At 68.6% G+C, this 25,432-nt stretch carries 27 protein-coding genes; 11 read left to right on the top strand and 16 right to left on the bottom strand.

The features are described from left to right. Position 1: 1 nt before the first annotated feature. From TthTMY_RS01865 to TthTMY_RS01850, 4 genes are all read right to left on the bottom strand, one after another. Positions 2-925: a proline dehydrogenase gene (locus TthTMY_RS01865; RefSeq protein WP_096411786.1), complete on the bottom strand. Its 924-nt coding sequence runs from the start codon at positions 923-925 to the stop codon at positions 2-4. Beyond that, the gene (locus tag TthTMY_RS01860) at positions 922-1,584 is read right to left on the bottom strand and encodes a GntR family transcriptional regulator (protein ID WP_096411784.1); all 663 of its coding nucleotides are present in this window, start codon (positions 1,582-1,584) and stop codon (positions 922-924) included. Before TthTMY_RS01860 ends, TthTMY_RS01865 begins: the two co-directional genes overlap by 4 nt. A 78-nt stretch (positions 1,585-1,662) precedes the next feature. Continuing rightward, complete coding sequence (locus tag TthTMY_RS01855) at positions 1,663-2,400, bottom strand: CsgG/HfaB family protein (RefSeq protein ID WP_223903359.1); 738 nt, start codon at positions 2,398-2,400, stop codon at positions 1,663-1,665. 178 nt (positions 2,401-2,578) lie between these two features. Further along, positions 2,579-3,496, bottom strand: a complete 918-nt coding sequence (locus TthTMY_RS01850; protein ID WP_096411776.1) for a DUF4032 domain-containing protein — start codon at positions 3,494-3,496, stop codon at positions 2,579-2,581. 97 nt (positions 3,497-3,593) lie between these two features. Between TthTMY_RS01850 and TthTMY_RS01845 the strand changes: the two genes are divergently transcribed. Genes TthTMY_RS01845 through TthTMY_RS01835 form a run of 3 tightly spaced genes read left to right on the top strand, consistent with a single transcriptional unit; the run spans position 3,594 to position 6,792 of the window. Further along, positions 3,594-4,781: a glycine C-acetyltransferase gene (locus tag TthTMY_RS01845; RefSeq protein ID WP_096411773.1), complete on the top strand. Its 1,188-nt coding sequence runs from the start codon at positions 3,594-3,596 to the stop codon at positions 4,779-4,781. Beyond that, positions 4,782-6,032 carry a TaqI-like C-terminal specificity domain-containing protein gene (locus TthTMY_RS01840; RefSeq protein WP_096411769.1) on the top strand — a complete coding sequence of 417 codons (1,251 nt, stop codon included), beginning with the start codon at positions 4,782-4,784 and terminating at the stop codon, positions 6,030-6,032. Beyond that, positions 6,001-6,792 (top strand): TaqI family restriction endonuclease, encoded by a 792-nt coding sequence (locus TthTMY_RS01835; RefSeq protein WP_096411765.1) that lies wholly within the window; start codon positions 6,001-6,003, stop codon positions 6,790-6,792. Before TthTMY_RS01840 ends, TthTMY_RS01835 begins: the two co-directional genes overlap by 32 nt. Here TthTMY_RS01835 and TthTMY_RS01830 read toward each other — a convergent pair. Further along, positions 6,779-7,162 (bottom strand): hypothetical protein, encoded by a 384-nt coding sequence (locus tag TthTMY_RS01830; RefSeq protein WP_096413086.1) that lies wholly within the window; start codon positions 7,160-7,162, stop codon positions 6,779-6,781. The genes TthTMY_RS01835 and TthTMY_RS01830 overlap by 14 nt on opposite strands. A gap of 141 nt (positions 7,163-7,303) precedes the next feature. On the opposite strand from TthTMY_RS01830, the gene TthTMY_RS01825 reads away from it, so the two are divergent. Further along, entirely contained in the window at positions 7,304-9,208 is a 1,905-nt protein-coding gene (locus TthTMY_RS01825; RefSeq protein WP_096411762.1) for a DNA topoisomerase subunit B, read from the top strand. Positions 9,209-9,249: 41 nt separating this feature from the next. Here the strand turns inward: TthTMY_RS01825 and ddl are convergent, their stop codons facing one another. The 9 genes from ddl to TthTMY_RS01780 all read right to left on the bottom strand — a co-directional run bounded on the left by ddl (position 9,250) and on the right by TthTMY_RS01780 (position 17,248). Next, positions 9,250-10,209: a D-alanine--D-alanine ligase gene (ddl, locus tag TthTMY_RS01820; RefSeq protein WP_096411758.1), complete on the bottom strand. Its 960-nt coding sequence runs from the start codon at positions 10,207-10,209 to the stop codon at positions 9,250-9,252. A 9-nt stretch (positions 10,210-10,218) separates the two neighbouring features. Beyond that, a complete protein-coding gene (pth, locus tag TthTMY_RS01815) occupies positions 10,219-10,770 on the bottom strand; it encodes an aminoacyl-tRNA hydrolase (RefSeq protein WP_096411754.1) in 552 nt (183 codons plus the stop codon). 15 nt (positions 10,771-10,785) lie between these two features. Further along, positions 10,786-11,406 (bottom strand): 50S ribosomal protein L25, encoded by a 621-nt coding sequence (locus TthTMY_RS01810; protein ID WP_096411751.1) that lies wholly within the window; start codon positions 11,404-11,406, stop codon positions 10,786-10,788. A gap of 219 nt (positions 11,407-11,625) precedes the next feature. Beyond that, entirely contained in the window at positions 11,626-12,051 is a 426-nt protein-coding gene (locus TthTMY_RS01805; protein WP_096411749.1) for a hypothetical protein, read from the bottom strand. A gap of 7 nt (positions 12,052-12,058) precedes the next feature. Next, on the bottom strand, positions 12,059-12,589 hold the full coding sequence (locus tag TthTMY_RS01800) for a hypothetical protein (RefSeq protein WP_096411747.1): 531 nt from the start codon (positions 12,587-12,589) through the stop codon (positions 12,059-12,061). A gap of 25 nt (positions 12,590-12,614) precedes the next feature. Further along, entirely contained in the window at positions 12,615-13,919 is a 1,305-nt protein-coding gene (locus TthTMY_RS01795; protein ID WP_096411746.1) for a sensor histidine kinase, read from the bottom strand. Beyond that, the gene (locus TthTMY_RS01790; RefSeq protein ID WP_011228792.1) at positions 13,888-14,538 is read right to left on the bottom strand and encodes a response regulator transcription factor; all 651 of its coding nucleotides are present in this window, start codon (positions 14,536-14,538) and stop codon (positions 13,888-13,890) included. The genes TthTMY_RS01795 and TthTMY_RS01790 overlap by 32 nt, the downstream gene beginning before the upstream one ends. Continuing rightward, the gene (locus tag TthTMY_RS01785) at positions 14,535-16,493 is read right to left on the bottom strand and encodes a protein kinase domain-containing protein (protein WP_223903358.1); all 1,959 of its coding nucleotides are present in this window, start codon (positions 16,491-16,493) and stop codon (positions 14,535-14,537) included. The genes TthTMY_RS01790 and TthTMY_RS01785 overlap by 4 nt, the downstream gene beginning before the upstream one ends. Then, positions 16,493-17,248 (bottom strand): PP2C family protein-serine/threonine phosphatase, encoded by a 756-nt coding sequence (locus TthTMY_RS01780; RefSeq protein WP_172844670.1) that lies wholly within the window; start codon positions 17,246-17,248, stop codon positions 16,493-16,495. Before TthTMY_RS01780 ends, TthTMY_RS01785 begins: the two co-directional genes overlap by 1 nt. A 25-nt stretch (positions 17,249-17,273) precedes the next feature. Between TthTMY_RS01780 and TthTMY_RS01775 the strand changes: the two genes are divergently transcribed. Continuing rightward, the gene (locus TthTMY_RS01775) at positions 17,274-18,989 is read left to right on the top strand and encodes a hypothetical protein (protein WP_223903357.1); all 1,716 of its coding nucleotides are present in this window, start codon (positions 17,274-17,276) and stop codon (positions 18,987-18,989) included. A 42-nt stretch (positions 18,990-19,031) separates the two neighbouring features. Then, entirely contained in the window at positions 19,032-20,225 is a 1,194-nt protein-coding gene (locus TthTMY_RS01770) for an MFS transporter (RefSeq protein WP_096411742.1), read from the top strand. Between the two features lie 85 nt (positions 20,226-20,310). Here the strand turns inward: TthTMY_RS01770 and hemB are convergent, their stop codons facing one another. Next, positions 20,311-21,291 carry a porphobilinogen synthase gene (gene hemB, locus TthTMY_RS01765; RefSeq protein WP_096411740.1) on the bottom strand — a complete coding sequence of 327 codons (981 nt, stop codon included), beginning with the start codon at positions 21,289-21,291 and terminating at the stop codon, positions 20,311-20,313. A gap of 31 nt (positions 21,292-21,322) precedes the next feature. Here hemB and TthTMY_RS01760 point away from each other — a divergent pair, with 31 nt between their 5' ends. The 5 genes from TthTMY_RS01760 to TthTMY_RS01735 all read left to right on the top strand — a co-directional run bounded on the left by TthTMY_RS01760 (position 21,323) and on the right by TthTMY_RS01735 (position 23,527). Next, positions 21,323-21,640, top strand: a complete 318-nt coding sequence (locus TthTMY_RS01760) for a YbaB/EbfC family nucleoid-associated protein (RefSeq protein ID WP_096411739.1) — start codon at positions 21,323-21,325, stop codon at positions 21,638-21,640. Continuing rightward, entirely contained in the window at positions 21,641-22,225 is a 585-nt protein-coding gene (gene recR, locus TthTMY_RS01755; RefSeq protein ID WP_096411737.1) for a recombination mediator RecR, read from the top strand. 2 nt (positions 22,226-22,227) lie between these two features. Next, positions 22,228-22,611 carry a roadblock/LC7 domain-containing protein gene (locus tag TthTMY_RS01750; RefSeq protein WP_096411735.1) on the top strand — a complete coding sequence of 128 codons (384 nt, stop codon included), beginning with the start codon at positions 22,228-22,230 and terminating at the stop codon, positions 22,609-22,611. Further along, positions 22,599-22,940, top strand: a complete 342-nt coding sequence (locus TthTMY_RS01745; protein WP_096411733.1) for a roadblock/LC7 domain-containing protein — start codon at positions 22,599-22,601, stop codon at positions 22,938-22,940. Before TthTMY_RS01750 ends, TthTMY_RS01745 begins: the two co-directional genes overlap by 13 nt. Positions 22,941-23,260: 320 nt before the next feature. Then, positions 23,261-23,527 carry a DUF3467 domain-containing protein gene (locus TthTMY_RS01735; RefSeq protein ID WP_096413084.1) on the top strand — a complete coding sequence of 89 codons (267 nt, stop codon included), beginning with the start codon at positions 23,261-23,263 and terminating at the stop codon, positions 23,525-23,527. A 60-nt stretch (positions 23,528-23,587) separates the two neighbouring features. Here the strand turns inward: TthTMY_RS01735 and TthTMY_RS01730 are convergent, their stop codons facing one another. After that, positions 23,588-25,393 carry a S9 family peptidase gene (locus TthTMY_RS01730; protein WP_172844669.1) on the bottom strand — a complete coding sequence of 602 codons (1,806 nt, stop codon included), beginning with the start codon at positions 25,391-25,393 and terminating at the stop codon, positions 23,588-23,590. Between the last annotated feature and the right edge of the window lie 39 nt (positions 25,394-25,432).

Genomic DNA, 25,432 nt, shown 5'->3' with positions numbered 1-25,432 from the left:
TCTAGCCGGAGACCAAGCTCCTCAGGACGAGGAGGAGGTTCTCCGGCCTTTCCGCGATCCTCCGGGTGAGGTAGGGGTACCAGTCCCGGCCGTAGGGCACGTAGGCCCGCACCGTGTACCCCTCTCGGGCGAGCCGCCTCTGTTCCTCGGGGCGCACCCCGTAGAGGAGCTGGAACTCAAAGCGCGACCTGGGGATCCCCATGGCCTCGGTGTAGCGCTTGACCTCGGCGATGATCCTGGGGTCGTGGGTGGCGAAGGCCACGTAAAGCCCCTCCTTGAGGGCAAGCTTCCCCAGGTGCAGGTACTCGGCGTCAACGAGGCGCTTGTCCGGGAAGGCCACCTCCTTGGGCTCCCGGTAGGCCCCCTTCACCAGGCGGAGGTTGGGGCGGTAGGGAAGGAGGTCCAAAAGGTCCTTCTCCGTGCGGTAGAGGTAGCTTTGCAGGACGACCCCCACCTGGGAAAACCCCTCCTCCCTCAGGGCCTTATAGAGGCGCAAGGTGGCCTCCACCCGGGGGGAGTCCTCCATGTCCAGGCGCACGAAGACCCCCCGGGGCTCGGCCTCCCTCAGGATCTCGCGCAGAAGGGCGAGGGCGAGGTTCTCGGAGAGGTCTAGGCCGAGCTGGGTGGGCTTCAGGGAGACGTATTTAGGCCATGGCTTCTCCGACAAAGCCCATATAAGCTCCAAAATGCCCCGCTGGAAGGCCCGGGCTTCCTCCTCGGTCTTCACCCCCTCGCCCAGAAGGTCCAGGATGGCGTGGACGCCCTCCCGCTCCAGGACCTCCGCCGCCTTAAGGGCCTCCTCCACGGTCTCCCCTGCCACGTAGCGCCGCACCAGGGCCTTCGCCCGGTGCTTGATGAGGCGCTCCACCTGCGGGTTTCCCGCCACGGAAAGCACGAAGGAACGGTAGGCCAGGTCCAGGTTCATCCTCCCTCCTTCCGAAGCCGCCCCACCACCAGGTCGCGGAAGCGGAAGACGTGGGCCTCCACCGCCCACCTCGCCCCCTCGGCGTCCCTTTGGAGGAGGGCCTCGAGGATCGCCCGGTGCTCCCGCCTCGTGGCCTCGTCCTGGGAAAGGGTGGGCAGGGCGCTCCGGGCCAGGGCCAGGGTGGCGAGGAGATCCTCGTAGAGGCGGTAAAGCGTCCGGTTCCCGGATAGCCGCACCAAGGCGCGGTGGAACTCCAGGTCGCGGCGCATCTGCTCCGGGTAGTCCTCCCGGGGGGCCTCGTCAATGGCCCGAAGGAGGCGCTCAAGCTCGGCGAGCTCCCAGGGCGTGGCCCTCAAAGCCGCTTCCCGCGCCGCCTCCCCCTCCAAAAGGGCCCGCACCCCGTAGACCTCCTCCACCTCCTCCGGGGCAAAGGCCCTAACCCTCGCCCCCCTCCCCGGGACGAGCTCCACCAGGCCCTCCTCGGCGAGGCGCATCAGGGCCTCCCGCACGGGGGTGCGGGAAACGCCGAGCTCCTGGGCCAAAAGGGGCTCGGAAAGCCTCTCCCCCGGGGCAAAGCGGCCCGAGAGGAGGAGGTCCTTGAGGTGACGGTAGACCGCCTCGCGCACCTGGTTGGGGCGGCGGAAGCCCAGGGCGTGCATCCTGTATACAGAATGCAGCGAAAAGACCGGAACGTCAAGCGGGGAGCGGCCTTAAGGCCGCTCCCCATCCTCACACACCTACTTCGCAGGTTGAGGCACAGGCTGCCCGTCCGGGCCGTACTTGAAGTAAGAGGGGGGGATGCGACGGATCAGCTCTTCAACCGCCTTGCCCACCATCACAGCCAAGGCCTTACCCATGGGGGTTTTCTGGTACTGGCTCAAAGCGCCACCCAAGGCAGCCCCGGGTACCAAGGCCCCAAGCAAGCCCCCAAAGTCCGTGTCCGAAGCCTCTCCCTCCACCCGGAAGGCGGCCACCACAGCTCCCGTGCGAACATCCACCGCACGGAAGTCCACGGCCACGTAGGCCTTCTTTTGACCTCCCGTAACGGCTCCCAAGAGGCCTCCAATTAACCCACCGCCTCCACCACGGGTACCGCCGGCGTCCGGCTCAAAGGCAGTGATGGTCCCGGTGATCAAAATCTCCGCCCCCTGCAGTTGCTGAGCCTGATTGCCGATTTGGCTCTCTTTTTGCAGCTGATCTAGGATAGAGCGCTCGTAGACGATAAAGTGGTTGGAGTTAATAAGAGCAGTGGTAAGCATATCGGCAATCCCAGCCCCAACATCGCCCTTGCTGGTGGACACCTCGATGCCGAAAAGCTTACCCAAAACGGCCGCACCCACTTGGGACGAATCCACACCAGGACCGCACTTTTCCGCCTTACACGGGAATGAAGCCACAACTACCTTCGCCCGAGGCCCCGTGTAGGTGGCATAAGGGTTGTCCGGGGAAAGCCCCGAATCCACCTTGGTCGTCACCTGGGGTGCGCAAGCGGCCAGGGCAAAAGCGCTCAGAAGAAACCAAGCCCTCTTCACTGTAGGCTCACCTCCCTTTTGACCCTTGACTTTACCCCACACAGCTTGGGGCTAGGGTGAGCCTAAGGGGAAAACCAAAGAGAAGCGAGTGCATATGCACTTGACACGGCAATTCGGGCCGCTAGAATTTCTCCTTTCCCTTCGCCAAGAAAAAAGCCTTCAACTGGCGCTTAAGCCCCCCGCCAAGCCGCTTCCACACGCCCCCGAAGCGGGCTTCGTAGCTCTCCGCCGCCCCTTCGGGACCGGGGTCCACCCCGAGCTCCTGGGCCAGGAAGTAGCGGTGGTCCATGACCCAGAGGTAGAGGTCGGCCTCGGTGCGGCCCGGGAAGTCCCTGAGGAGGCCCAGGCGGCGGATGGCCTCCACCGTGGGCTTGTAGAGGTTCTCGTACCAGTCCACCACCGCCTCCTCCCAAGGGATCTCCCGGCCCTCCTCCAGCCCCTTGAAGTAGCGGCGGGTGGCGATGTGGTCCAGGAGGAGGTCGTAGCGGCCCAAGGTGGTGAAGCGGATCTCCTCCGCCTCGGGAAGGAGCTCCTTGAGCCGCGTCTTCTCCAGGAAGTGGGCGTACTCCGCCTTGAGGAGGAGGTCTTTGGGCGTGTCCCCGGGCTCCACGGGCACGGGGACGTCCAGAGCGATGACGTAAGCGTCAATGAACTTCTGCCCCGTGGCCTTGGCCAGGGCCACCCGGTGGTTCCCGTCCTTCACGAAGTAGGCCTCCCCCACCTGGTAGACCTCTATGGGGGGAAACTCCACCCCTTCAAGCTGGAGGGCGCGGAGGCGCTTCCAGCGCTCCAGGGTGTGGGGGGTTTTGGGGAGGAAGCGGTGGTCAAAGTCCTCGTAGCGGTCCACGGAGCCCACCACCTTGTCCACCTCAATGGTCCTGAGGCCCAGATGGCGCTCCCCTCTGGGCCTCAGCGCCAGGGCCTGGTGGAAGGGAAGGAGGACGTTCGGCTCCCCCCGCAAGCGGTGGAGGAGTTCGTGGAGCTTCGCCCGGCGCTCCAGGCGCTCGGCCTCGGTTTCGGCTTGCAGCTCGGCCCTCATGGAACCGCTACCACCTCCCATCCCTAGGGTAGCGCTTTTCGGTCAGAGGAAGGTGAGGCCCTGGACAGCCCCGGGGCCAAGGCGGTTAGATAAGGCCATGAGCCTGGACTTGCGCGCACGCGTCCGCGAGGAGCTGGAAAGGCTCAAGCGGGAGGGGCTTTACATCTCCCCCAAGGTCCTCGAGGCCCCCCAGGAGCCCGTCACCCGGGTGGAGGGGCGGGAGGTGGTGAACCTCGCTTCCAACAACTACCTCGGCTTCGCCAACCACCCCTACCTCAAGGAGAAGGCCCGGCAGTACCTGGAAAAGTGGGGGGCGGGAAGCGGGGCGGTGCGCACCATCGCCGGCACCTTCACCTACCACCTGGAGCTGGAGGAGGCCCTGGCCCGCTTCAAGGGCACGGAAAGCGCCCTCGTCCTCCAGTCGGGCTTCACCGCCAACCAGGGGGTGCTGGGGGCCCTCCTCAAGGAGGGGGACGTGGTCTTCTCCGACGAGCTGAACCACGCCAGCATCATTGACGGCCTCCGCCTCACCAAGGCCACCCGGGTGGTCTTTCGCCACGCGGACGTGGCCCACCTGGAGGAGCTCCTCAAGGCCCACGACACCGACGGGCTCAAGCTCATCGTCACCGACGGGGTCTTCTCCATGGACGGGGACATCGCCCCCCTGGACAAAATCGTCCCCCTGGCCAAGAAGTACGGGGCGGTGGTCTACGTGGACGACGCCCACGGCTCGGGGGTCCTCGGGGAGAAGGGGAAAGGCACGGTCCACCACTTCGGCTTCCACCAGGACCCCGACGTCATTCAGGTGGCCACCCTCTCCAAGGCCTGGGCGGGGATCGGGGGGTACGCCGCGGGGGCCCGGGAGCTCAAGGACCTCCTCATCAACAAGGCCAGGCCCTTCCTCTTCTCCACGAGCCACCCCCCGGCGGTGGTGGGGGCGCTTCTTGGGGCCTTGGAGCTGATAGAGAAGGAGCCCGAGCGGGTGGAAAGGCTCTGGGAGAACACCCGCTACTTCAAGCGGGAGCTCGCCCGCCTGGGCTACGACACCCTGGGGAGCGAGACCCCCATCACCCCGGTGCTCTTCGGCGAGGCCCCCCTGGCCTTTGAGGCGAGCCGCCTCCTCCTGGAGGAAGGGGTCTTCGCCGTGGGCATCGGCTTCCCCACCGTGCCCCGGGGGAAGGCGAGGATCCGCAACATCGTCACCGCCGCCCACACGAAGGAGATGCTGGATAGGGCCCTCGAGGCCTACGCCAAGGTGGGACGGAAGCTCGGTATAATCCGCTAAATGCTCTTCCCTCCTTCCCTCCCTCCCACGCCCTCCGAGAGGAGCCTGGGCCGGGTGGAAACTCCCCCTGAGGTGGTGCGCTTCATGGTGGGGCTCGCCGAGGCCCCGAAAGGGGGGAGGGTCCTGGAGCCCGCCTGCGCCCATGGGCCCTTCCTCCGGGCCTTCCGGGAGGCCCACGGCACCGGCTACCGCTTCGTGGGGGTGGAGATAGACCCCAACGCCCTGGACCTCCCCCCTTGGGCGGAAGGGGTGGTGGCGGACTTCCTCCTCTGGGAGCCGGGGGAAGCCTTTGACCTCATCCTGGGCAATCCCCCTTATGGCATCGTGGGAGAGGCTTCTAAGTACCCCATCCACGTCCTCAAGGAGGCCAAAGGGCTTTACAAGAAAGCCCTTTCCACCTGGAAGGGCAAGTACAACCTCTACGGGGCCTTCATCGAGCAGTCCGTGCGCCTCCTTAGGGCGGGGGGAACCCTGGTCTTCGTGGTCCCGGCCACGTGGCTTGTTCTGGACGATTTTTCTCTCCTCCGGGCGTTCCTGGCCCGAGAAGGGCGAACGGAGGTCTACTATTTAGGGGAGGTCTTCCCCGGAAGAAAGGTGAGCGCCGTGGTCCTCCGGTTCCGAAAGGGAGGAAGGGGCCTAGCCCTTTGGGACACCCGAAAGGAAGGGGAAGGCTTCATCCCCTTCCTGTGGAGCGAGGACCCCGAATGGAATGGGGAAATCATCCGCTTCGAAACAGGGTGGACCAGGGAAATGGAGGCCTCCGGGACTCCTCTAGGCAGCCTGTTCCACATCCGCTTCGCCGCCAGGAGTCCGGAGTTCAAGAAGCATCCCGCCGTCCGAAGAGAACCGGGACCAGGCCTCGTTCCTGTCCTAACGGGAAGAAACCTAAAGCCAGGATGGATAGACTACGAGAGCAATTACTCTGGCCTCTGGATGCCCAAAGAAAGAGCCAAGGAGCTTAGGGACTTTTACGCCACCCCCCACCTGGTGGTGGCCCACACCAAAGGGACCAAAGTGGTGGCCGCTTGGGACGAGAAGGCCTATCCGTGGAGGGAGGAGTTCCACCTTCTGCCCAAGGAGGGCGTGAAGCTAGACCCCCTGTTCTTGGTAGAGTGGTTAAACTCCGAGAAGATGCAAGTGTATGTTAGAACCCTTTACCGGGATTTTGTGCCGCATTTGACGCTAAGGATGCTGGAGCGGCTTCCTGTGAGGAGGGAAAATGGCTTCCGGACAAACCCAAGCAGCTCTTGAGGCTTTCGAAAACTTTCTCGGACGTTTGGACCTTGATGCCTACCAGCGCAAGTACCGACCCATCAAAACGGTAGAACAAGACCTGCCTAGAGAGTTAAATCCCCTTCCAGACTTATACGAACACTACTGGAAGCCCGATGGGGATGACCCTTCCTTTCCCAGCTACGAAGACTTCTTTAACCGCTGGTGGGAGACGCGTCTAAAGCCTTTGGACGAGTTCATTCGCAAGTACTTCTGGGGGTGTTCCTACGAGTTTGTCCGCCTCGGCCTCGAGGCCAGGCTTTACCGGACCGCCGTTTCCATTTGGACTCAATTCCACTTCTGTTACCGTTGGAACGCTTCTTGCGGGTTCCCTCTGACAGCTACCCCAGAGCTCGATGCCCAAGGGGTAGACGCACTGATCCAAGTGGGTGGGCATCAAGCGGGCATCCAGATCAAGAAGGAGACTTACCGCTCGGAAGCCCGGGGAGACAACCGCTTTTTAAAGAAGCTAAAAAACTTTGCTCTCCTCGAGGTCCCCTACACTCTACAAAGTCTGGAGGAAATACTAAAAAGAGCCGAACGAGCCCGAACCAAGAAAGAAACTCACCTCCTGTGGGCAAGGGTTGCCCATCACCTTGGACGTTTGCCCAACGGCTTTGTTATTTTCCAAGAAAGCTACGTAAAAGGTGTGGAAAGATTCCTCCAGGAAAACGCTCCAGCCCTGTCTGGGATCATCTCCTGGGAAAGGGTGGCGCAGGAAGCCCTCACCGGCCCGTGAAGTACACCCGAAGGACGAGCCCCACGCAGAAGAGGAGCCCCAGGGCCACGAAGACCTCGGGGCGCTTGGGCGGGTCCTTGAGGCCCCGGTAGAACCACCCCCCGGGCTCGAGGCCCCCCAGGTAGTGGAGGCCGGCGGCGAGGAGGAGGCCGTAGAGGAGGTGGAGGCCGTCTTTAGGCCTTAGCCCCTGGAGGAAGAGGAGGAAGCCTAGGAGGACCTGGAGGATGGCCACCCAAGCCACCCCCCGGAGAAAGGCGTAAAAGCGGGGAGGAAGGGGGCGGAAAAAGCCCCAAAGGCCCACGAGGGCCAAGGCGGGCACCGCCAAAAGGAGGAAGAGGCCAAGGGAAGCGTGCAGAAGCACCCAAACCATGGGCGCAGGATACCCGGGAAACGCCCGGGCAGAAAAGGGCCGCACATTGGCCCCAGTCCCATAAACCCTCCGGGCTTAGGCGGGAAGACCCCCCATTTTTAAGGGAAAAACGCCCATCCCGGCTTGTGCTATACTGAGGGGGTGAGCTACGACGCTTCTGCCATTAAGGTGCTCAAGGGCCTGGAGGGGGTCCGCCACCGCCCGGCCATGTACATCGGCGGCACGGGGGTGGAGGGGTACCACCACCTCTTCAAGGAGATCCTGGACAACGCCGTGGACGAGGCCCTGGCGGGCTACGCCACGGAGATCGTCGCCACCTTAAACCCGGACGGCTCCCTCACCGTGGAGGACAACGGCCGCGGCATCCCCGTGGACCTCATGCCCGAGGAGGGAAAGCCCGCGGTGGAGGTCATCTACACCACCTTGCACTCCGGGGGCAAGTTTGAGCAGGGCGCCTACAAGGTCTCCGGGGGGCTCCACGGGGTGGGGGCGAGCGTGGTGAACGCCCTTTCCGAGTGGACCGTGGTGGAGGTCTTCCGGGAGGGGAAGCACCACCGGATCGCCTTCAGCCGGGGCGAGGTCACGGAGCCCCTCCGGGTGGTGGGCGAGGCCCCTAAAGGGAAGACCGGCACCCGGGTCACCTTCAAGCCCGACCCCGAGATCTTCGGGAACCTCCGCTTTGACCCGAGCAAGATCCGGGCCCGCCTCCGGGAGGTGAGCTACCTGGTGGCCGGGCTCAAGCTGGTCTTCAAGGACCTGCAGCACGGCAAGGAGGAGGTCTTCCTGGACAAGGGGGGCGTGGCTTCCTTCGCCAAGGCCTTGGCCGAGGGGGAGGACCTCCTCTACGAGAAGCCCTTCCTCATCCGGGGCACCCACGGGGAGGTGGAGGTGGAGGTGGGCTTCCTCCACACCCAGGGGTACAACGCCGAGATCCTCACCTACGCCAACATGATCCCCACCCGGGACGGGGGCACCCACCTCACCGCCTTCAAGTCCGCCTACAGCCGCGCCCTGAACCAGTACGCCAAGAAGGCGGGCCTCAACAAGGAAAAAGGCCCCCAGCCCACGGGGGACGACCTCCTGGAGGGGCTTTACGCCGTGGTCTCGGTGAAGCTTCCCAACCCCCAGTTTGAGGGGCAGACCAAGGGGAAGCTCCTAAACCCCGAGGCGGGGAGCGCCGTGGGCCAGGTGGTCTACGAGCGGCTTCTGGAGATCCTGGAGGAGAACCCCCGCATCGCCAAGGCCCTCTACGAGAAGGCCTTGAGGGCCGCCCAGGCCCGGGAGGCGGCGAGGAAGGCGAGGGAGCTCGTCCGCAGGCAGAACCCCCTGGAGTCCGACGACCTTCCCGGCAAGCTCGCCGACTGCCAGACGGAAAACCCCGAGGAGGCGGAGCTTTTCATCGTGGAAGGGGACTCCGCGGGGGGAAGCGCCAAACAAGGCCGGGACCGCCGCTTCCAGGCCATCCTGCCCCTCCGGGGGAAGATCCTCAACGTGGAGAAGGCGGGGCTTTCCAAGGCCCTGAAGAACGCCGAGGTGCGGGCCATGGTCTCGGCCATCGGCGTGGGCATCGGGGGGGATGGGGAGGCCCACTTTGACCTGGACGGGCTCCGCTACCACAAGATCATCATCATGACCGACGCTGACGTGGACGGGAGCCACATCCGCACCCTCCTCCTCACCTTCTTCTACCGCTACATGCGCCCCCTCATTGAACGGGGCCACGTCTACATCGCCCAGCCTCCCCTCTACCGCCTCCAGGTGGGGAAGAAGGTGGAGTACCTCTACTCCGAAGAGGAGCTCCAGGCCCGGCTCAAGGAGCTGGAAGGCAAGCCCTACGAGGTCCAGCGCTTCAAGGGCCTGGGAGAGATGAACCCGGAGCAGCTTTGGGAGACCACCATGAACCCGGAGAAGCGGGTCCTCAAGCGGGTGGAGCTCCAGGACGCCCTCGAGGCCAGCGAGCTCTTTGAAAAGCTCATGGGCCAGGACGTGGCCCCGAGGCGCGAGTTCATTGAGGAGCACGCCCGCTACGCGGAGCTAGACATCTAACCCGGGCTGGCCCAAGCGGGCAGGGAATGCCCGAGGGGCGCTTAGGCGAGGGCGAGCTCCACCAGGCGCCTGAGAAGCTCCGGGTAGGCCACCCCCCCCGCCTCAAAGAGGCGGGGGTACATGCTCGTGGGGGTGAAGCCGGGAATGGTGTTGAGCTCGTTCAGGTAAAGCTCCCCCTCCGCGAGGAAGAAGTCCACCCGGGCCATCCCCCGCACCCCGAGCACCTTGTAGGCCTTGAGGGCGAGCTCCTGGACGGTCTCCTGGGTGCCGGGGTCCAAGGGCGCGGGGATGAGGAGCTCGGCCCGGCCCGGGGTGTACTTGGTCTCGTAATCGTAGAAGGGGGCCTCGTAGCGCACCTCCCCCACGGGGCTCGCCTCGCCGAAGACGTTGCCCAAGACCCCCACCTCCAGCTCCCGCACCGGGGAAAGGGCCTTCTCCACCACCGCTTTCTCGTCGTAGCGGAAGGCCAAGGCCAGGGCGGCCTCCAGGTCCTGGAAGCGTTCCACCCGGCTTATCCCCACGCTGGAGCCGGTGTTGGCCGGCTTGACGAAGAAGGGGGGGTCAAAGGGCACCATGGGGGGCTCGCCCTTCCGCACCGCCACCCAGGGGACCACGGGCACCCCCGCCTGGGCGAGGACCCGCTTGCTCAGGTCCTTGTCCATGCAGAGGGCGCTCGCCGCCACCCCCGCCCCCACGTAGGGCTTGCCCAAAAGCTCCAGAAAGCCCTGGACCGTCCCGTCCTCCCCGAAGCGGCCGTGGAGCAGGGGGAAGACCACATCGTACCCCTCCCAGGGGAGGGGCGGGGGGAAGGGGTGCTCCCCTTCGGGGGCCGCCTTGGCCTCCAAGGCGGCCAAGGCCTTTTCCCCCAGAAGCCAGCGCCCGTCCCGGGCGATCACGGCGAGGTCCGTGGGGAAGGGCATGTGGCGCAGAACCCCTTCCGCGGAGAGGAGGGAAACCTCGTGCTCGGGGCTTACGCCCCCGGCGATCAGGAGAACCCTCATGGCCTGAGCTTACCCCAAGGAGAGGTCCAGGCCGTTGAAGCGCCCGGCGCAGGGGGGAAGGCCCTCCCGCACCCAGCACCAGACCGCCTCCTTGGCCGCCTCGAGGACCCGCTCCACCACGGAAAGCTCCTCCTCGCGGAAGGGAGAGAGCACGTACTCCGCCCCCCGGGAAGGGTCCGGGGGCTTCCCAATGCCGAGGCGCAGGCGATGAAAGGCCCGGGTGCCCAGGGCCTCCTCTATGGAGAGCACGCCCCGGTTCCCGGCGGCGCTCCCCCCGGCCTTGAAGCGGATCCGCCCCAAAGGGAGGTCCATCTCATCGTGGACCACCAGGATCCGCTCGGGAGGGATCTTGTAAAAGCGGGCGAGGGGGGCCACCGCCTGCCCCGTGAGGTTGTAGTAGGTGAGGGGCTTGAGGAACAACCCGCCCTCCGCCTCCGCCACGAGCGCCTCCCCCCGGGGGCGGAAGGAAAGGCCCAGGCGGTCCAGGACCATGAAGCCGAGGTTGTGCCGGGTGCGGGCGTACCGCTCCCCCGGGTTCCCCTGGCCCACCACCAGGAACACGCCCGGACCCTTGGGCTACTCCTCTTTCTCTTCCTTGCCCTTCTTGATGACCTCGGGCTCCACCACCTCGGCCGCCGCCTCCTCGGCGAGCTTCTCCACGTCCTCGGGCGGGACCACGGCGGCGATGGTCTCCTCGGGAGAGACGGCGAGCTCCACCCCCGGAGGCAGCTTGAGATCGGAGGCGTGGAGGCTGTCGCCGATCTCCAGGCCGCTCACGTCCACCTCAATGAACTCGGGGATGTTCCGGGGGGAGACCTTCACCAGGATGTCCCGGTGGATCTCCTGGAGCACGCCGCCCGCCCGCACCCCGGCCGGGGTGCCCACGAAGCGGAGGGGCACGTACATCTCCACCGGCTCGTCGGAAAGGACGAAGAAGTCCACGTGCTCGGGGCGCCGACGCCGCTTGTCCAGGTTCACCTGGCGGACCAAGGTGGGCAGGCTCTGGCCGTCGGGAAGCTCCAGGACGATGACGTGGTGGATGGAGGCCTGGCGGAAGACCTTGTCAAACTCCACCAGGTCCACGTAGACCTTCCGGTTCAGGTGCCGGTTGTACATGACCCCAGGCAGCTTGCCCGCCCGCCTGAGGGCCGACGGCTTCTCTCCCTCGCGGTAGTACGCTTTCAAACGGTACTCCATGGCTCCTCCCAAGCCCCCAAGGGGCACACGGAGAAAAGCTTAGCACATGCCGGGGCCAAGGCTAAGTGGCTGCACGTGGATTTCGCAACATGGGTCGCCCGAAATAAGGCTTGGGAAGGTCCTCTTGGGGCCCCCACCGCGGCTTTCGCCGCGGTGGGGTACTTAAGCCCCCCGCCGCGGCGGGGGCCCCAAAGGGCCTCCCCACCCCCTTTGCCCGGCCTAAAAGAGGGGCAGGGGGCGGAGGTCCTGGTCCAGGCGGAGGATCCCCACCACCCGCCCGCGGTGGAGGACGAAGCAGCGGTACTCCCCCTCCACCTCCAGCACCCAGGGGGCCAGGGTGAGCTCCCGCAGGAAAGGAAAGGGCCGCTTGGGCAGGGGCCTCCCCCGGGGCGGCCGCGGGTGGGGCCAAAGCCTTCCCCCCTCCAGGGCCAAAACGAGGAGGGACCGCTCCCGCCCGAGGAGGACGAGGAGGCCCGGCCCCTCCCGGTAGAAGGCCTGGACCTCGAGGCCCTTGAGGACCTCGAGGCAGCGGAAAAGCGCCCGCTCCGCCAGGTGGGCTCCTGACGGAGAAGCCACCGGCCCGTCGGCCTCCCCCTGGCCCAGGACCGCCTGGGCGAGGAGGAGGAGGCCGACGAGCCACCGCATCCTTACCTTAGAACCCCCGTTCGGCGGAGATCAGGGCCAGCGCCGCCTGGGCAAGGAGGAAGGCCCTTCCGGGCTCCTTGTCCAGCCGGGCCTTGGCCTCGGCGATGAGGCTTTGCACCAGGGGGTCCTGCCCCCGGTAGTAGACGCGCTCCTTCTCCGCCCGGTCCACCAGGGCCTGGGCGCGGGAGCCAAGACGGGCGGAAAGGTCCCTGCCCCAGCGGCCCCAGTCTTTAGGGCCATGGCCGTGACGGTAGCCCATGGGGGCCTCGGGCTCCCCTTGAGCGGCCCGGTAGAGGAGGAGAGCGGCCTGGGCCTCCCGGGCCGCCTTGAAGTAGGCCTTGGCCTCGTAGCTCTTCTCCGCCCGGGCCTTGAGCTCCTTGGCCCAGGAGAGGAGCTTCTCCTCCCCCGAGGCCTTCTCGGCCACGGTCTGCAGCCGGGCGAGGGCCGCCGCCGCCCAGGCCGCCTCCCGGTAGTCCACCTGCTGGGCCAGGGAGAGGCCCGCCAAAAGAGCCAGCACGCCGACAACCGCTTTCTTCATCCCGCATCACCTCCCAGGACCCAGGCTAGCCCCCCTCCCCAAAGGGCGCACCGGGGGAAACCTTAAGCGGAGCCAAAGGCAGGTAAAGCCCCACCCCCGCCCCCCCGCGGTTTTCCACGCGGACCCTGCCCCCGTGGGCCCGGGCCACCGCGGCCACCAGGGCGAGGCCGAGCCCCGTCCCCTTGCCCCCGTGGACGAAGGGCTCCAGGACCCGGGGAAGGAGGTCTTCGGGGAACCCGGGGCCCGCGTCCACGAGCCAGACCCAGACCCCTTCCCCTTCCCGGGAAAGCTCCGCCCGCACGGGAAGCCTGCCGTGGCGGCGCGCGTTCTCCAGAACGTTCTCCACCGCGAGGGCCAAAAGCTCGGGGTCGGCCAGGACCCTCCCCTCCCCCTGGACCTCGAGGCCCTGGGCCTCCAGGAAGGCCCGGAGGTCCAAGGGGACCCTCTGGGGCGGAAGGGCCTCGAGGCGGGAGAGGCGGAGAAGCCCCGCGAGGAGGACCTCCATGCGCCCGGCCTCCCGCCAAGCCCCTTCCAGGGCCCGGGGCTCGGGCCTTCGCCGCAGCACCTCCAGGTAGCCCTTGAGGGCGGTGAGGGGAGTGCGGAGCTCGTGGGAGGCGTGGCGGGCGAAGCGCCGGGCCGCCTCCTCCTTCTCGGCAAGCTCGGCGAGGAGCCGCCCCACCCGGGCGAAAAGGGCGTTCAGCGCCGCCACCACCGGCTTCAGCTCGGCCAGGCCCGGGTCGGGGAGGGGGCTCAGGTCCTCGGGCGCCCGGGCCCGCAAGGCCTTCTCCAGGTCCCGGAGGGGACGGAGGGCCCAGGAAAGGGCGAGGGCGGCGAGGAGGAAGACCCCAAGCAAAAGCCCCCCGCCCCAGAGGGCGTAGCGGGCGAGGAGGCGCCGGCCGAGCCCGGAAACCCCTTCCAGGGGCACCGCAAGGCCGTAGGCGAGCCCTCCTTGGGCCAGGGCCACATAGAGCGTCCCCCGAAAGACCCCCTGGTAGACCCCTTCCGCCGCCAAGGCCGCGGGAAGCCCGGGGGGTAAAGGCCAGTCCCCGAGCTGGGTGAAGCGGGCCTCTCCCTCCCGGAGGACAAACCCCACCCCGCCCCCGAAGAGCTGGGCCAGGCGGAAAAGCTCCCGAAGAAGCCGCTCCTCGTCCCGGATCCCCTCCGCCTGGAGGAGGTAAAGCCGGGTGTAGAGGGCCCGCCTCAGGTCCTCGCTCGCGGCCCGCTCCGCCTCCCGGGCGGAAAGCCAGGCCAAGGGGGCAAGGAGGAGGAAAAGGGCGAGGAGGAGGAGGGCGAAGAGCCTAGCCCTCAGGGAGGAAAAGGCGGTAGCCATACCCGCGCACCGTCTGGATGGGGCTGGGCTCCCCCAAGGCCTTCCTCAGGGCGGAGAGGTGGACCTCCAAGGTGGCGGGCTCCACCTCCTCCCCCCAGACCTTCCGCATCAGGGCCTCCTTGGACAGAACCTCCTCCGGGGCCTCGAGGAAGGCCTTCAGGAGGAGGAAGGCCTTGGGGGAGAGGGCGAGGCGCCTTTCCCCGCGGAAGGCCTCCATGCGCCGGGGGTAGAGGCGGAGGTCCTTGTAGGCGAGGACCTCCTCGCGCCTCCGCGCCCGGCGGACCAGGGCCTCGAGGCGGGCCAAAAGCTCCTGGAGGCTGTAGGGCTTCACCAGGTAGTCGTCCGCCCCCTCTCTAAGGCCCTTCACCCGCCACTCCACCCCGTCCAAGGCGGTGAGCATGAGGACGGGGACCTCGGAGCGCTCCCGGATCGCGCGCAAAAGGGAAAACCCGTCTCCCTGGGGCAACAGCACGTCCAAAACCACCACCTCGGCCCAAGAAAGAAGGCCCAAGGCCTCCTCGGGCCGGTCCACGGCCCGCACCTCGTGCCCCTCCAGGGAAAGGCCGAGCTCCAAGGCCTCCCGCACCCCGGGGTCGTCCTCCACCAGAAGCACCCTCACGGCGTCCGCCTCCAAAGGGCCAGGCCCCGCACGGGCGCGTAGACCTCCAAGGGCGGAAGGGCCTCCCCGGTGTCCAGGGAGATCCGGTGGATGCGGCTAGAGCCCCGGCGGGCGGCGTATAGGACCCGGCCCACGGGAAGGAGCTCCACCAGGCTCATCCGGTCCTCCCCCTCCAGAAGGGGCAGGGGGTAGGAGGCGAGAAGCCGCCCCGAGAGGTCCAACACCCGGACCTTGACCGCCTCCACGTCGTAAAGGTAGAGCCGGCCCTCCCCCGCCCCCAGCCCCCCGAGGAGCCTAAGGGCCCCGTCCTCGCGGGAGCGGCGGAAGGCGTAGCGGGAGAGGTACGCCCCCTCGGGGGTGAGGCGCTGCACCTGCCGGTTGCCGTAGTCCAGGACGAAGAGGTGCCCCTCGGCCGCCACCAGGGCCTTGGGGTCTCGGAAGGTGCCCCGCCCAAGCCCCTGGCCCCCGAAGCGGCCCTGGTACCGCCCCGCGAGGTCCAGCCGGCTCACCGTGGCCGTCTCCCCGTCCAAGACGAAGACCTGGTCCTCGAGGACGGCGAGCCCCACGGGGAGGAGGAACTCCCCCGGCTTCATCCCGTAGGGCCCAGTGGAGAGGAGGACCTCCCCTTGAGGGGAGAGGCGGTGGAGGAGCTTCTCCCCGTGCTGGAAGACGGCGACCCAGATCCCCCCCCCAGGATCGGCGGCCACGGCCAAGGGAGGCGAGGGGAACTGCCCCGCCCCCGACCCCACCCCGGAGAGGAGGCGGGCCGGGGTGCCCCCCAGGTCCAAGAGGCGCACCGCCCCCTTCTTCGCCTCCACGGCCACCAGGAGGTACTGGGCCTCGGAAAGCTCGCGCTCCTCCTCCCAGGGGCCCTCGAGGACCCGCACCACCTCGTCCAGGCCCGGCCGCTTGGCGGGGTCCTTCTCCAGCATCCTCAGGACCAGGTCGGAAAGGGCCTGGGGGATCTCGGGCCTGAGCTGCTTGGGGGGCGTGGGCATCTGGAAGATCTGCTGATGGATCACCGTCTCGTACCCCCCGGTGAAGGGGGGCTGGCCGGTGAGGGCCTCGTAGAGGACGATCCCCAGGGAATAGATGTCCGAGCGGTGGTCCAGCTTCTGCCCCTTGGCCTGCTCCGGGCTCATGTACACGGGGGTGCCGATCCGGGCCCCGGTGATGGTGAGGCGGGTGAGCACCCGGCCCGCGGCGATGCCGAAGTCCATGAGGCGCACCCCTCTGGGGTCCACCCCCTCCTCCCTCAAGGCCCCCTTGAGGACCATGATGTTCCCCGGCTTGATGTCCCGGTGGACGATGCCCTGGGCGTGGATGTGCCTCAGGGCGTCCGCCACCCGGGCCAGGATGGCCGCCGCCTGCCTAAGGGAGAGGCGCCTCTCCTCTATGAGCTTGTCCAGCCCCTCCCCGTCCAGAAACTCCATGGCGATGTAGTGGACGCCCTCCACCTGACCGTGGTCGTAGACCTTGACGATGTTGGGGTGGTCCATGCGGGTAAGGACCTCAGCCTCCCGGTGGAAACGGCGCACGAACCTGGGGTCCCCGAGAAAGCGCTCCTGGGGAACCTTCAGGGCCACCAAGCGGCCCGTCTTGCGGTCCTTGGCCTTGTAGACGGTGGCCATCCCCCCGAGGCCCACCTTCTCCAGGATCTCGTACCGCTGGGAGAGGGCCTCCCGCTCGGCCGTGGTCCCCGCCGCGGCGGGGCGCTTTGGGCCTGGGGGCCGCCGCTCGGGCCGCTTCCGCCGCCTCGGGCCCAAGTAGAGGCGGGGCGCAGCGAGGGCCCCGAGCAAGAGGAGCGCCCCGGCGGGCAAGGCCTCCGAGCGGACCCCCAGGGCGTACCCGCTCCCGGCGAGAAGGCCGAGGAGAAGGGCCGAGGCCCAGGCCGGGAGGCGAACGGCCAGGAGGACCGTGAGGAGGACGAGGAGGGCAGCGAGGAGCAGGGCCATCACTCCACCCGCAGGGCCACGGCGGTGACGTTGTCGTCCCCGCCCCGCCGCAAGGCCTCGGCCACCATGGCCTCCAGGCTCGCCTGGAGGTCCCGCCCAAGCCGCCACTCCTCCTCGGGTACGTGCCCGTAGAGCCCGTCGGTCACGAGAAGCACCCCCTCCCCCGGGGCGAGGCGCACCTCCACGAGGTCAAAGCGCGCCTCGGGAAGGCCCAGGGCCCGGGTGAGGACGTTGCGGTAGGGGTGGCGCTCCGCCTCCGTGGGGGTGAGGACCCCCTCCTTCAGACGTTCCGCCACCCAGGAGTGGTCCTCGGTGAGGCGAAAAACCCCGGTGGGGCCGAAGCGGTAGGCCCGGGAGTCGCCGATGTGCCCCACCACCCCCTCCTTGAGCCAGTCGGCGTAGAGGAAGGCGGTGAGGGTGGTGCCCATCCCCCGGCGCTCGGGCCGCCCCGCCTCCCGCTCCACCCGGCGCCGGGCCAGGAGGAAACCCTTCTCCATGACCCGGGCAAGGCCCACGGCGGGGCGGCCGCTCTGGAGGTGCTCCGCGTAGCCCCGGGCCACCTCGGAAAGGGCCTCAATGGCGAGTTTGCTCGCCCACTCCCCGGCCTCGAGGCCCCCCATCCCGTCGGCCACCGCGAGGAGGAGCAAAAGCCCTGCCGGCGTCTCCAGGGGGAGGACCCGGTGGAAGTCCTCGTTGTTCTGGCGGCGGCCCACGTGGGAAACAGCGGCCACGCTCAGCCGGGGAGCGATGCGCATCGGCTCTATTGTATAGGATGGAGCCGTGGACCACCTGGACGACCTGGTGGACCTCTACGAGTACCGGGTGGAGGACCTCCTCCAGGGCCGCACGCCTAAAGGGGGGAAGCAGGCCCTCCTAAGGCTCCGCCAACTCCTCATCCAGTCCCGCCTGCCGGGGCCCTTGGCCAAGCGCTTCCGCCAGGCGGACGCCCGCTTCCGCGCCCAAAGGCGGGCCCTCGCCCCCGAGGCCCAAGCCCCCGTGGAGCTCCCCGCCATCGCCGTGCCCGAGGAGCCCGAGCCCCCGCCTCCGGAGGCGAGCCCCCTGGCCGCCCTAGCCCTCAAGGTGTGGCGGCTCCAGGTGGAGCGGGACGTGAAGGCCCGCCTCGAGGCCCTCCTCGCGGGGAGGCGGGAGGAGCTCCGGCTTATCCACGCCTTCCTGGACAACTTCGCCCTCTACCGGGAGACCCCGGGGTTCAAGAGGGACTTCAACCTCTCCCGCTTCGTCCCCACCCGTCCCATCCCCTCCCTCTCCGACACGCTCATGGACCTGGACGACCCCAAGGTGGCCCAGGCCCTGGTGGTGGACTTCCTGGAGACGGCGCGGGAGCTTCCCAAGCTCCTCCCCCTTCCCCCGGAGGAGACGCGCACCTACGTCCGGCGCTTCCTGAACCGCCTCCTGGAGTGGGAGGGGGCCTACAACCTCCCGCCGAAGCCCGACCTCCCCGCCCTCCGCCGGGCCCTGGAGGAGGCCCGCCGCCTGGGCGCGGGCGAGAAGGAGGTGGCCCAGCTGGAGGAGCGCCTGCGCAAGGCGGCCCAGGAGGCGAGGCGGCGGGAGCTCCTCTTGGAGGAGGAGAAGGGGCGGTTCCGCGTGGCCCTGGAGAAGGTGGTCGCCCTCCTCAGCCTCCTCCCCACCCCCCAGGGGGAGACCCCCTGGCCCAGGGTCCCCGAGCCCGGGCAAGAGGAGGAGGGCCTCCTCACCCTGCGCCTCGCCCCGGGCCCTGTGGTCCTCGGCCCCCTCACCCTCATCCTGAGCCACGCGGAGGGCGCCTGGTACCTGGGCCTCGAGGGGGAGGACCACCCCCTGGAGGACACCCTCGTCCTCCCCTGGGAGGACCTGGAGGTGTGGGCGGTGCGGGAAAACGACCTCCTCCACCTGAGGCTCGAGGCCCGAAGCGGCCTCCGCCTCTACGAGCTTCTGTCCGAGGGAAGGCTCCTCGCCTACCTCCTCCACCCGGGAAAGGACTACGCCTACCTCCGGCTCCTGAGGGGGCTTTCCGCCCGCCTCAAAGGCGAGTTCCAGGCCCAGGCCTTCGGCCCCGCCCTGGCGGAGAAGTACCGCAAAGCGCCGGAAGAGGCCCTCCAGGACTTCGCCCGCAAGGGCCTGGACCTCACCCTCAAGCGCCTGGGCCAGGCCGACCCCCTTCCCCTCCTCCAAGAGGTGGGCCAGGCCCTGGGCCTGGAGGCGGAGGCCCAAACCCTGGGCCAAGCCCTCCGGGAGTACCTGGGCCGCCGCCCCCCCACCCGGGAGACCCTCGGGGGGGAGGTCCACTTCCTGGCCTTGACCCCCGAGCCCCAGGCCCTGAAGGTGGACCAGCACGTCCTCTCCGTGCGCCTGAAGGAGGACGCCGTCTACTTGGGCCAGGCGGGGGAGGTGCCGAGGCGGCTAAAAGACCTCCTGGTCTACCGCCTGGGGGGAAAGGCCCTGGTCCTGGCCCGGGAAGGGCGCCGCCTGGCCTACACCCTCCTCTCGCTCCCTTGACCTGGAGAAAGGCCAAGGTATAATCCCCTCCAAGGAGCAGCGATGCGGGTCTTGCGTCATAAGGCCTTCGCCCGCCTGGTGGCGGCCTATTTGGTCTCCCAAGCGGGGAGCAAGGTCCACCGGGTGGCCCTCCTCGTCCTCGTCTACCTGCTCACGGAAAACGCCCTCTGGGTCTCCCTGGTGCTGGGCACCCAGCTCCTCGGCACCGTGGTCTTCTCCCCCCTGCTTTCCGCCTGGGCCGACACCCAGGACCGGAAGCGGCTTCTGGTCTGGTCGGACCTCCTCAGGGCCCCCCTCGTGGCCCTCATCCCCCTCCTCGGGGCCAAGAGCCTTCCCGCACTCCTCCTCCTCGTCTTCCTCATGGAGCTCCTCCGGGACCTCCACGACCCCATCCAAAACGCCGTGGTTCCCGACCTGGTGCCCGAGGAGGAGGTGGACGAGGCCAACGGCCTCATCCTCCTCGCCGACCGCATCTCCGAGGTCCTCTTCGTGGGGGCGGCCGGGGTTCTGGTGGCCTGGGTGGGCCCCGCCTACGCCTTCTACCTGGACGCCCTCACCTACCTGGCCTCGGGCCTTCTCCTCACCGGCCTTCCCCCCTTGAAGCCCCAGGCCCTGCCCAAGGCGGGGTACCTGGAGCGGGTGAAGGAGGGCCTGGGCCACCTCTTCCGCCAGCCCGCCGTCCGCCGCACCGTGGGCACCCTCTTCGCCGCCGCCGCCTTCGGCTCGGTGGAGACCGCCTTGGGGGTGGTCCTGGCCCTCAAGTGGCTCGGGGTGGGTTCGGCGGGGTTCGGCTTCATGGAGGCGGCCATGGCCCTGGGGGCCATCCTGGGGGGCGTGGGCCTCCCCTACCTCCTGAGGCGGATCCCCCGGGAGCGCCTCTTCCTCCTCGCCCTTCTCCTCTTCGGGGTCTTTGAGGCCTCGGTGGGGCTCTTCCCCGTCTACGCCTGGGTCCTCGCCGCCTTCTTCGTGAGCGGCTTCCTCAACATGGCCTTCATCGTGCCCGCCCGCTCCATCCTCCAGCTCAACACCCCCCAGGAGATGCGGGGGCGGATCTTCGCCGCCTTCAGCGCGGTGATGAACGCCGCCGTCCTCCTCGGCACCATGTGGGGCGGGGCCTTGGAGGAACCCTTGGGCGCCCCCAGGGTCTTCCTCCTCGCAGGGGCCATGGTGGCCCTCGCCGCGGGCTACGCCTTCCTCACCGGGGGCATCCCCGCCCCGAGGCCCAAGGAGGTCTAAGCACCCCGCCGCGGCGGGGGCCCCAAAAGGGAGCTTCCCCAGCCTTGCTTTGGGTAACCCCTGTTGCGAAATAACGCGTGGCCACTTAGGCCTCCCTAAGCCAGCGGGCGGCCTCGAGGGCGTAGTAGGTGAGGATCCCCTGGGCCCCGGCCCGGCGCAGGGCGAAGAGGCTTTCCAGCACGGCCCGCCTCTCGTCCAGCCACCCCTTGAGGGCCGCGGCCTTGAGCATGGCGTACTCCCCGGAGACCTGGTAGGCGAAGAGGGGCTTGGCAAAGCGTCCCTTCAGGGCATGGAGCACGTCCAGGTAAGGCAGGGCGGGCTTCACCATGAGCATGTCCGCCCCTTCCAGGTCGTCCAAGGCCGCCTCCCGAAGGGCGTCCCAGAGGCCCGCCCGGGGGTCCATCTGGTAGCCGGAGCGGTCCCCGAAGCCCGGGGCGCTTTGGGCCGCCTCCCGGAAGGGCCCGTAGAAGGCGGAGGCGTACTTCACCGCGTAGGAGAGGATGGGCACGTGGGCGAACCCTCCCCGGTCCAGGGCCTCCCGGATGGCCCTAACCTGCCCGTCCATCATGGCGCTCGGGGCCACCACGTCCGCCCCCGCCTGGGCCTGGGAGAGGGCGGTCCTGGCGAGGAGGTCCAAGGTGGCGTCGTTGTCCACGTAGAAGCCCAGGGGACCCTCCTTCACCACGCCGCAGTGGCCGTGGTCCGTGTACTCGCAAAGGCAGGTGTCGGCCACGACGAGAAGCTCGGGGAACTCCCGCTTGAGGAGCCGTATGGCCCGCTGCACCACCCCGTCCTCGGCGTAGGCCCCCCTCCCCAGGGGATCCTTGGCCTCCTGGGGCAGGACGCCGAAGAGGATGACCCCGCCGAGGCCCGCCTTCAAGGCCTCCTCCGCCACCCGGGGAAGCCCTGCGAGGGGGTGGCGGAAGACCCCGGGCATGGAGGAAACCTCCTCCTTCTCCCCGCCCTCCTTCACGAAGAGAGGGAGGATGAGGTGCTTTGGGGAAAGCTCCACCTCGGCCACCAGGGGGCGGAGCAGGGGGGACCGAAGCCTCCTTGGGCGCTCCATGCCTTCCACTATACTCAGTAGGGGAGAGACGATGAACTTCCAGAAGCTTCTCAAGGAAGCGCAGAAGGCCCAGAAGAAGGCCGCCGAGGTGCAGGAGCGCCTGGAGCGGATGACCGTGGTGGGCTCGGCCCAGGGGCTCGTGGAGGTGGAGGCGAACGGCCACGGGAGGATCCTCGCCCTGAGGCTCAAGCCCGAGGCCCTCAAGGCCTTCCAGGACGACCCCGAGGGCCTCGAGGACCTCCTTCTGGTGGCCATTCAGGACGCCCAGACCAAGGCCCACGAGCTCTCGGAGAAGGAGATGGCCAAGGAGCTCGGGGGCGTGGGGCAGATGCTGGGGAAGCTCTTTTAGATGCGCTACCCGGAAAGCCTCCTCAAGCTCACCCGGGCCCTCTCCCGCCTCCCCGGCATCGGCCCCAAGACGGCCCAGCGCCTGGCCCTTCACCTCGCCTTCCACAAGGAGGAGGCCGAGGCCCTGGCGGAGGCCCTGGAGGGGCTCAAGCGGGTCCAGGCCTGCCGCGAGTGCGGCAACCTGGCCGAGGGGGAGCTCTGCCCCATCTGCCAGGACGAGGACCGGGACCGCTCCCTCCTCGCCGTGGTGGAGAGCGTGGCCGACCTGTACGCCCTGGAGCGGAGCGGGGAGTTCCGGGGCCTCTACCACGTCCTGGGAGGGGCCTTGAACCCCCTGGAGGGCATCGGCCCCAAGGAGCTCAACCTGGAGGGGCTCTTCCGGCGGCTGGAAGGCGTGGAGGAGGTGGTCCTCGCCACCTCCATGACCGTGGAGGGGGAGGCCACCGCCCTCTACCTCGCCGAGGAGCTGAAGCGGCGGGGGGTGCGGGTGACCCGGCCCGCCTACGGCCTCCCCGTGGGGGGGAGCCTGGAGTACGCCGACGAGGTGACCCTGGGCCGGGCCCTGGAGGGGAGGCGGCCCGTCTAGGGATGCGGATCGGACCCGAGCTTCTCCAAGACCTGCTGGACCGGGTGGAGGGGAGCCTGGCGGCGGCCATCGGCACCCCGGACGGCCTCCTGGTGGAGGGGGTGAGGAAGCGCCCCCTGGACCTCGAGGCCGCCGTGGCGGAGCACGCCGCCTTGTGGCGGCAGGCCCGGGCGGCCTACGCCCGAAGCCTAGGGGCGGAGGAGGTGGGCGAGCTCCTGGTGGGGGGAACGGGCGTGGTAGGCTACCTGAGAAGCATGCGCACCCAGGACCCGGAACCCCTCTTCCTCCTTCTCCTCCTCACCCCAGAGGCCAACCTGGGCCAGGCGCGGCTGGCCGCCCGGCGCCTTCTGGACCGGGCAGGGGGGGTGGTGGCATGGCCTACTTGACGGGCTTGTCGGCCTTGGGCGTGGACCAGGCGGTGTTCACGGGGATGGACGGCCTGGTCATTGAGGCCTTGGGCAAGGGGCCGCCTTCCGCCGAGGCCCTGGCGGCGGAGCTCGCCGCCTTGGCGCGGCGCATGGACCCCCTGGCCCAGGCCCTGGGCGGGAAGGTCCTCCGCTTCACCCTGGCCACGGAGGACCGGGAGGTCCTGGCCGTCCGGGTGGGGGAGTTTCTCCTGGGGGCGGTGGTCCACCGGGGCCTGAACCGCAAGGCCGTGGGACAGGAGCTTTCCCGCATCGCCTTGAGGTTGGAGGAGGCGTGGAGGGAAGGCTGAGGGAGCTCCTCGAGGGCCTTTTGGCGCGGGGCATCCGCGGAGTGGCCCTGCTCCGCCCCGACGGCCTCCTCCTGGAGGCGGTGGGGGAGGCCTCCGGCGCGGCGGAGCGGGCCGCCGCCCTTTTGGGCCTGGGCGTGGCCCTGGCCCAAAGCGAGGGAGAGGAGGTGGCGGAGCTCGTGGTAGAGTACCCCGAGGGCGCCCTCTTCCTGGCCCCCGTGGCCGGCCACCACCTTCTCCTCCTGCTGGAGGACCTCCAGGACCTGGGCCGGGCCCGGGTGACCCTCAAGGGAGCGCGCCCGCGCATTGAGGGAGGCGTTAGCATGAACGAGCTGAAGCTGGACATCCACATTGACAAGGACGTGGCCCAGGGCCGCTACGCCAACCTGGCCCTCATCGCCCACACCAAAAACGAGTTCATCCTGGACTTCGCCCTGCTCCAGCCCCAGGGGGGGGCCCTGGTGGTGAGCCGGATCATCACGAGCCCCCAGCACGCCAAGGCCCTCCTCCGTAGCCTCGCGGAGAACATCGCCCGCTACGAGGAGGCCTTCGGCCCCATCCCCGAGCCCGTGGCGGAAAGCCAGGCCTGAAGCCCCCCGGGAAAACCCTCCTGCCTCCCCCGCCCTACCCGGCGAAGGAGGCAGGCGGTTTTACAGGTTTTCCCGCCACCAGTCCAGGTAGGCCCGAAGCCGGGCCAGGCGGCGGTCGGGCCGCCCCGAGCGGGAAAGTTCGTGGCCTTCCTCGGGCACCCTAAAGAAGCGGGTCTTCACCCCAAGGTGGAAGAGGGCGGTGTACCAGGTCTCCCCCTGGTCTATGGGGCAACGGTGGTCCTCTTCCGAGTGGACCACGAGGGTAGGGGTCCGGACCCGGTGGACCAGGCGGAGGGGGCTCTTCTCCCAAAGGACCTCGGGCCTCTCCCAGGGCTTGGCCCCAAGCTCCAGGTAGGTGAACCGGGGGCCGATGTCGCTCGCCCCGAAGAAGCTCAGCCAGTTGCAGATGCTCCGGTCGGTGACGGCCGCCTTGAAGCGCTCGGGGTAGCGGGCCGTGAGCCAGTTGGTCATGTACCCGCCGTAGCTTCCCCCCGCCACCCCCACCCGCTTGGGGTCTAAGGGGAAGTGGGCCAGGACGTGGTCCAAGAACCCCATGAGGTCCCGCTCGTCCCGCTCCCCCCACTCCCCCTCCAGGAGGGCGAAGTCCTGGCCGTAGCCCGTGGAGCCCCGGGGGTTGGCGAAGGCCACGGCGTAGCCCGCCCGGCGGAAAAGCTGGAATTCCAGCATGGGGGCGGCCCCGAAGGCGGTGTGGGGCCCTCCGTGGATGTAGAGGATCACCGGGTGGGGCCCCTCCCCCTCGGGCAGGAGGACCCACCCCGGGACCCTGTGCCCCTCGGGGCTTGTCCACTCGGTGTAGAGGGGCTCGGCCAGGTCCAAGACCCCGGCGTTGGGGTCAAAGGGGCCCAAGGGGCCCTCGAGCCTGGCCGGGTGGGTGAAGTCCTCCTTGAGGAGGAAAAGCCCCCGCTCCGTGAGGGCGAAGGCGAGGACGCTTCCCCCCTCGGTGAGGGCCTCCGCCCTCCCGTCCAGGCCCACCCGGTAAAGCCGCGCCCTCCCCGCCTCGGTGCGCACCAGGTAGACCCCGTCTTCGCCCCACCTGGGGCCCTGGGGGTGCTGGCCGTAGCGCAGGTCGGAGTTCAGGGAGTTCTGGAGGCTTCCCTCAAAGAGCACCCGGGCCTCGCCCCCCCTAAGGTGGTAAAGCCTCGCCTCCGTGCCCCCGCCCCGCTCAAAGGCGTGCCCCAGGAAGAAAAGCCCCTCCGGGCTCCACTCCAGGGCGAAGATGGGGCCCACGCCCCCGTAGACCTTCTCCAGCCGCCCCTCCCGGAGGAGGAAGAGGGTGTCCCGACCCTCCGCCTGGGCCCGGGCGTCCTCGGGCATGACCAAATAGAGCCCCTCAGGGGCGTAGACCATCTCCTTGGGCGGGGGGTAGCGGTCCAGGAGGAGGCGGGCCTTGCCCTCCTCCAGGGCGTAGAGGGCCACCCTCCCCTCGGGCAGAAGCCCCCTCCCGTCAAACTTGAAGGGCCAGCCCCCGAAGACCCGGGGCTCCCCAGGCCGGGGGGCCTCCTTCAGGGCCAGGAAGGCCACCTCGCCCCCGGGGCCCAGGGCGTAGTCCAGGACCCCGGCGGTCTCCGTGAGGCGCTCCGCCTCGCCCCCCCGGAGGTCCAGGCGGAAAAGCTCCTCCCGCTCCCCCACCCGGCGCAGGAAGTAGAGGAAGGGGGCGCGGTAGCGGGGCCTTCTCGCCTCCTCCTGGGTGAGGAGGCGCAAGGCCCCGTCAAAGAGGGCGACGCGGGAGCGGTAGCGGGGCGGGTCCCCCTCCTGGATCTCCGTGAGGAGGAAGAGGGGAAGGCCCTCGGGGCCTGGGGTGAGGTCGGAGAGGAAGCGGAGCTTCAGCAGGGTTTCGGGCTCCATGCCGCCATCATACTGACCGGTCATTCGCCCGCAAAGCCC

The sequence above is a fragment of the Thermus thermophilus genome, assembly GCF_019974155.1.
Classification (GTDB): domain Bacteria; phylum Deinococcota; class Deinococci; order Deinococcales; family Thermaceae; genus Thermus; species Thermus thermophilus_C.
The sequence above is the reverse complement of the archived record's forward strand: the minus strand, read 5'-3'. Positions and strand labels throughout refer to the sequence as shown.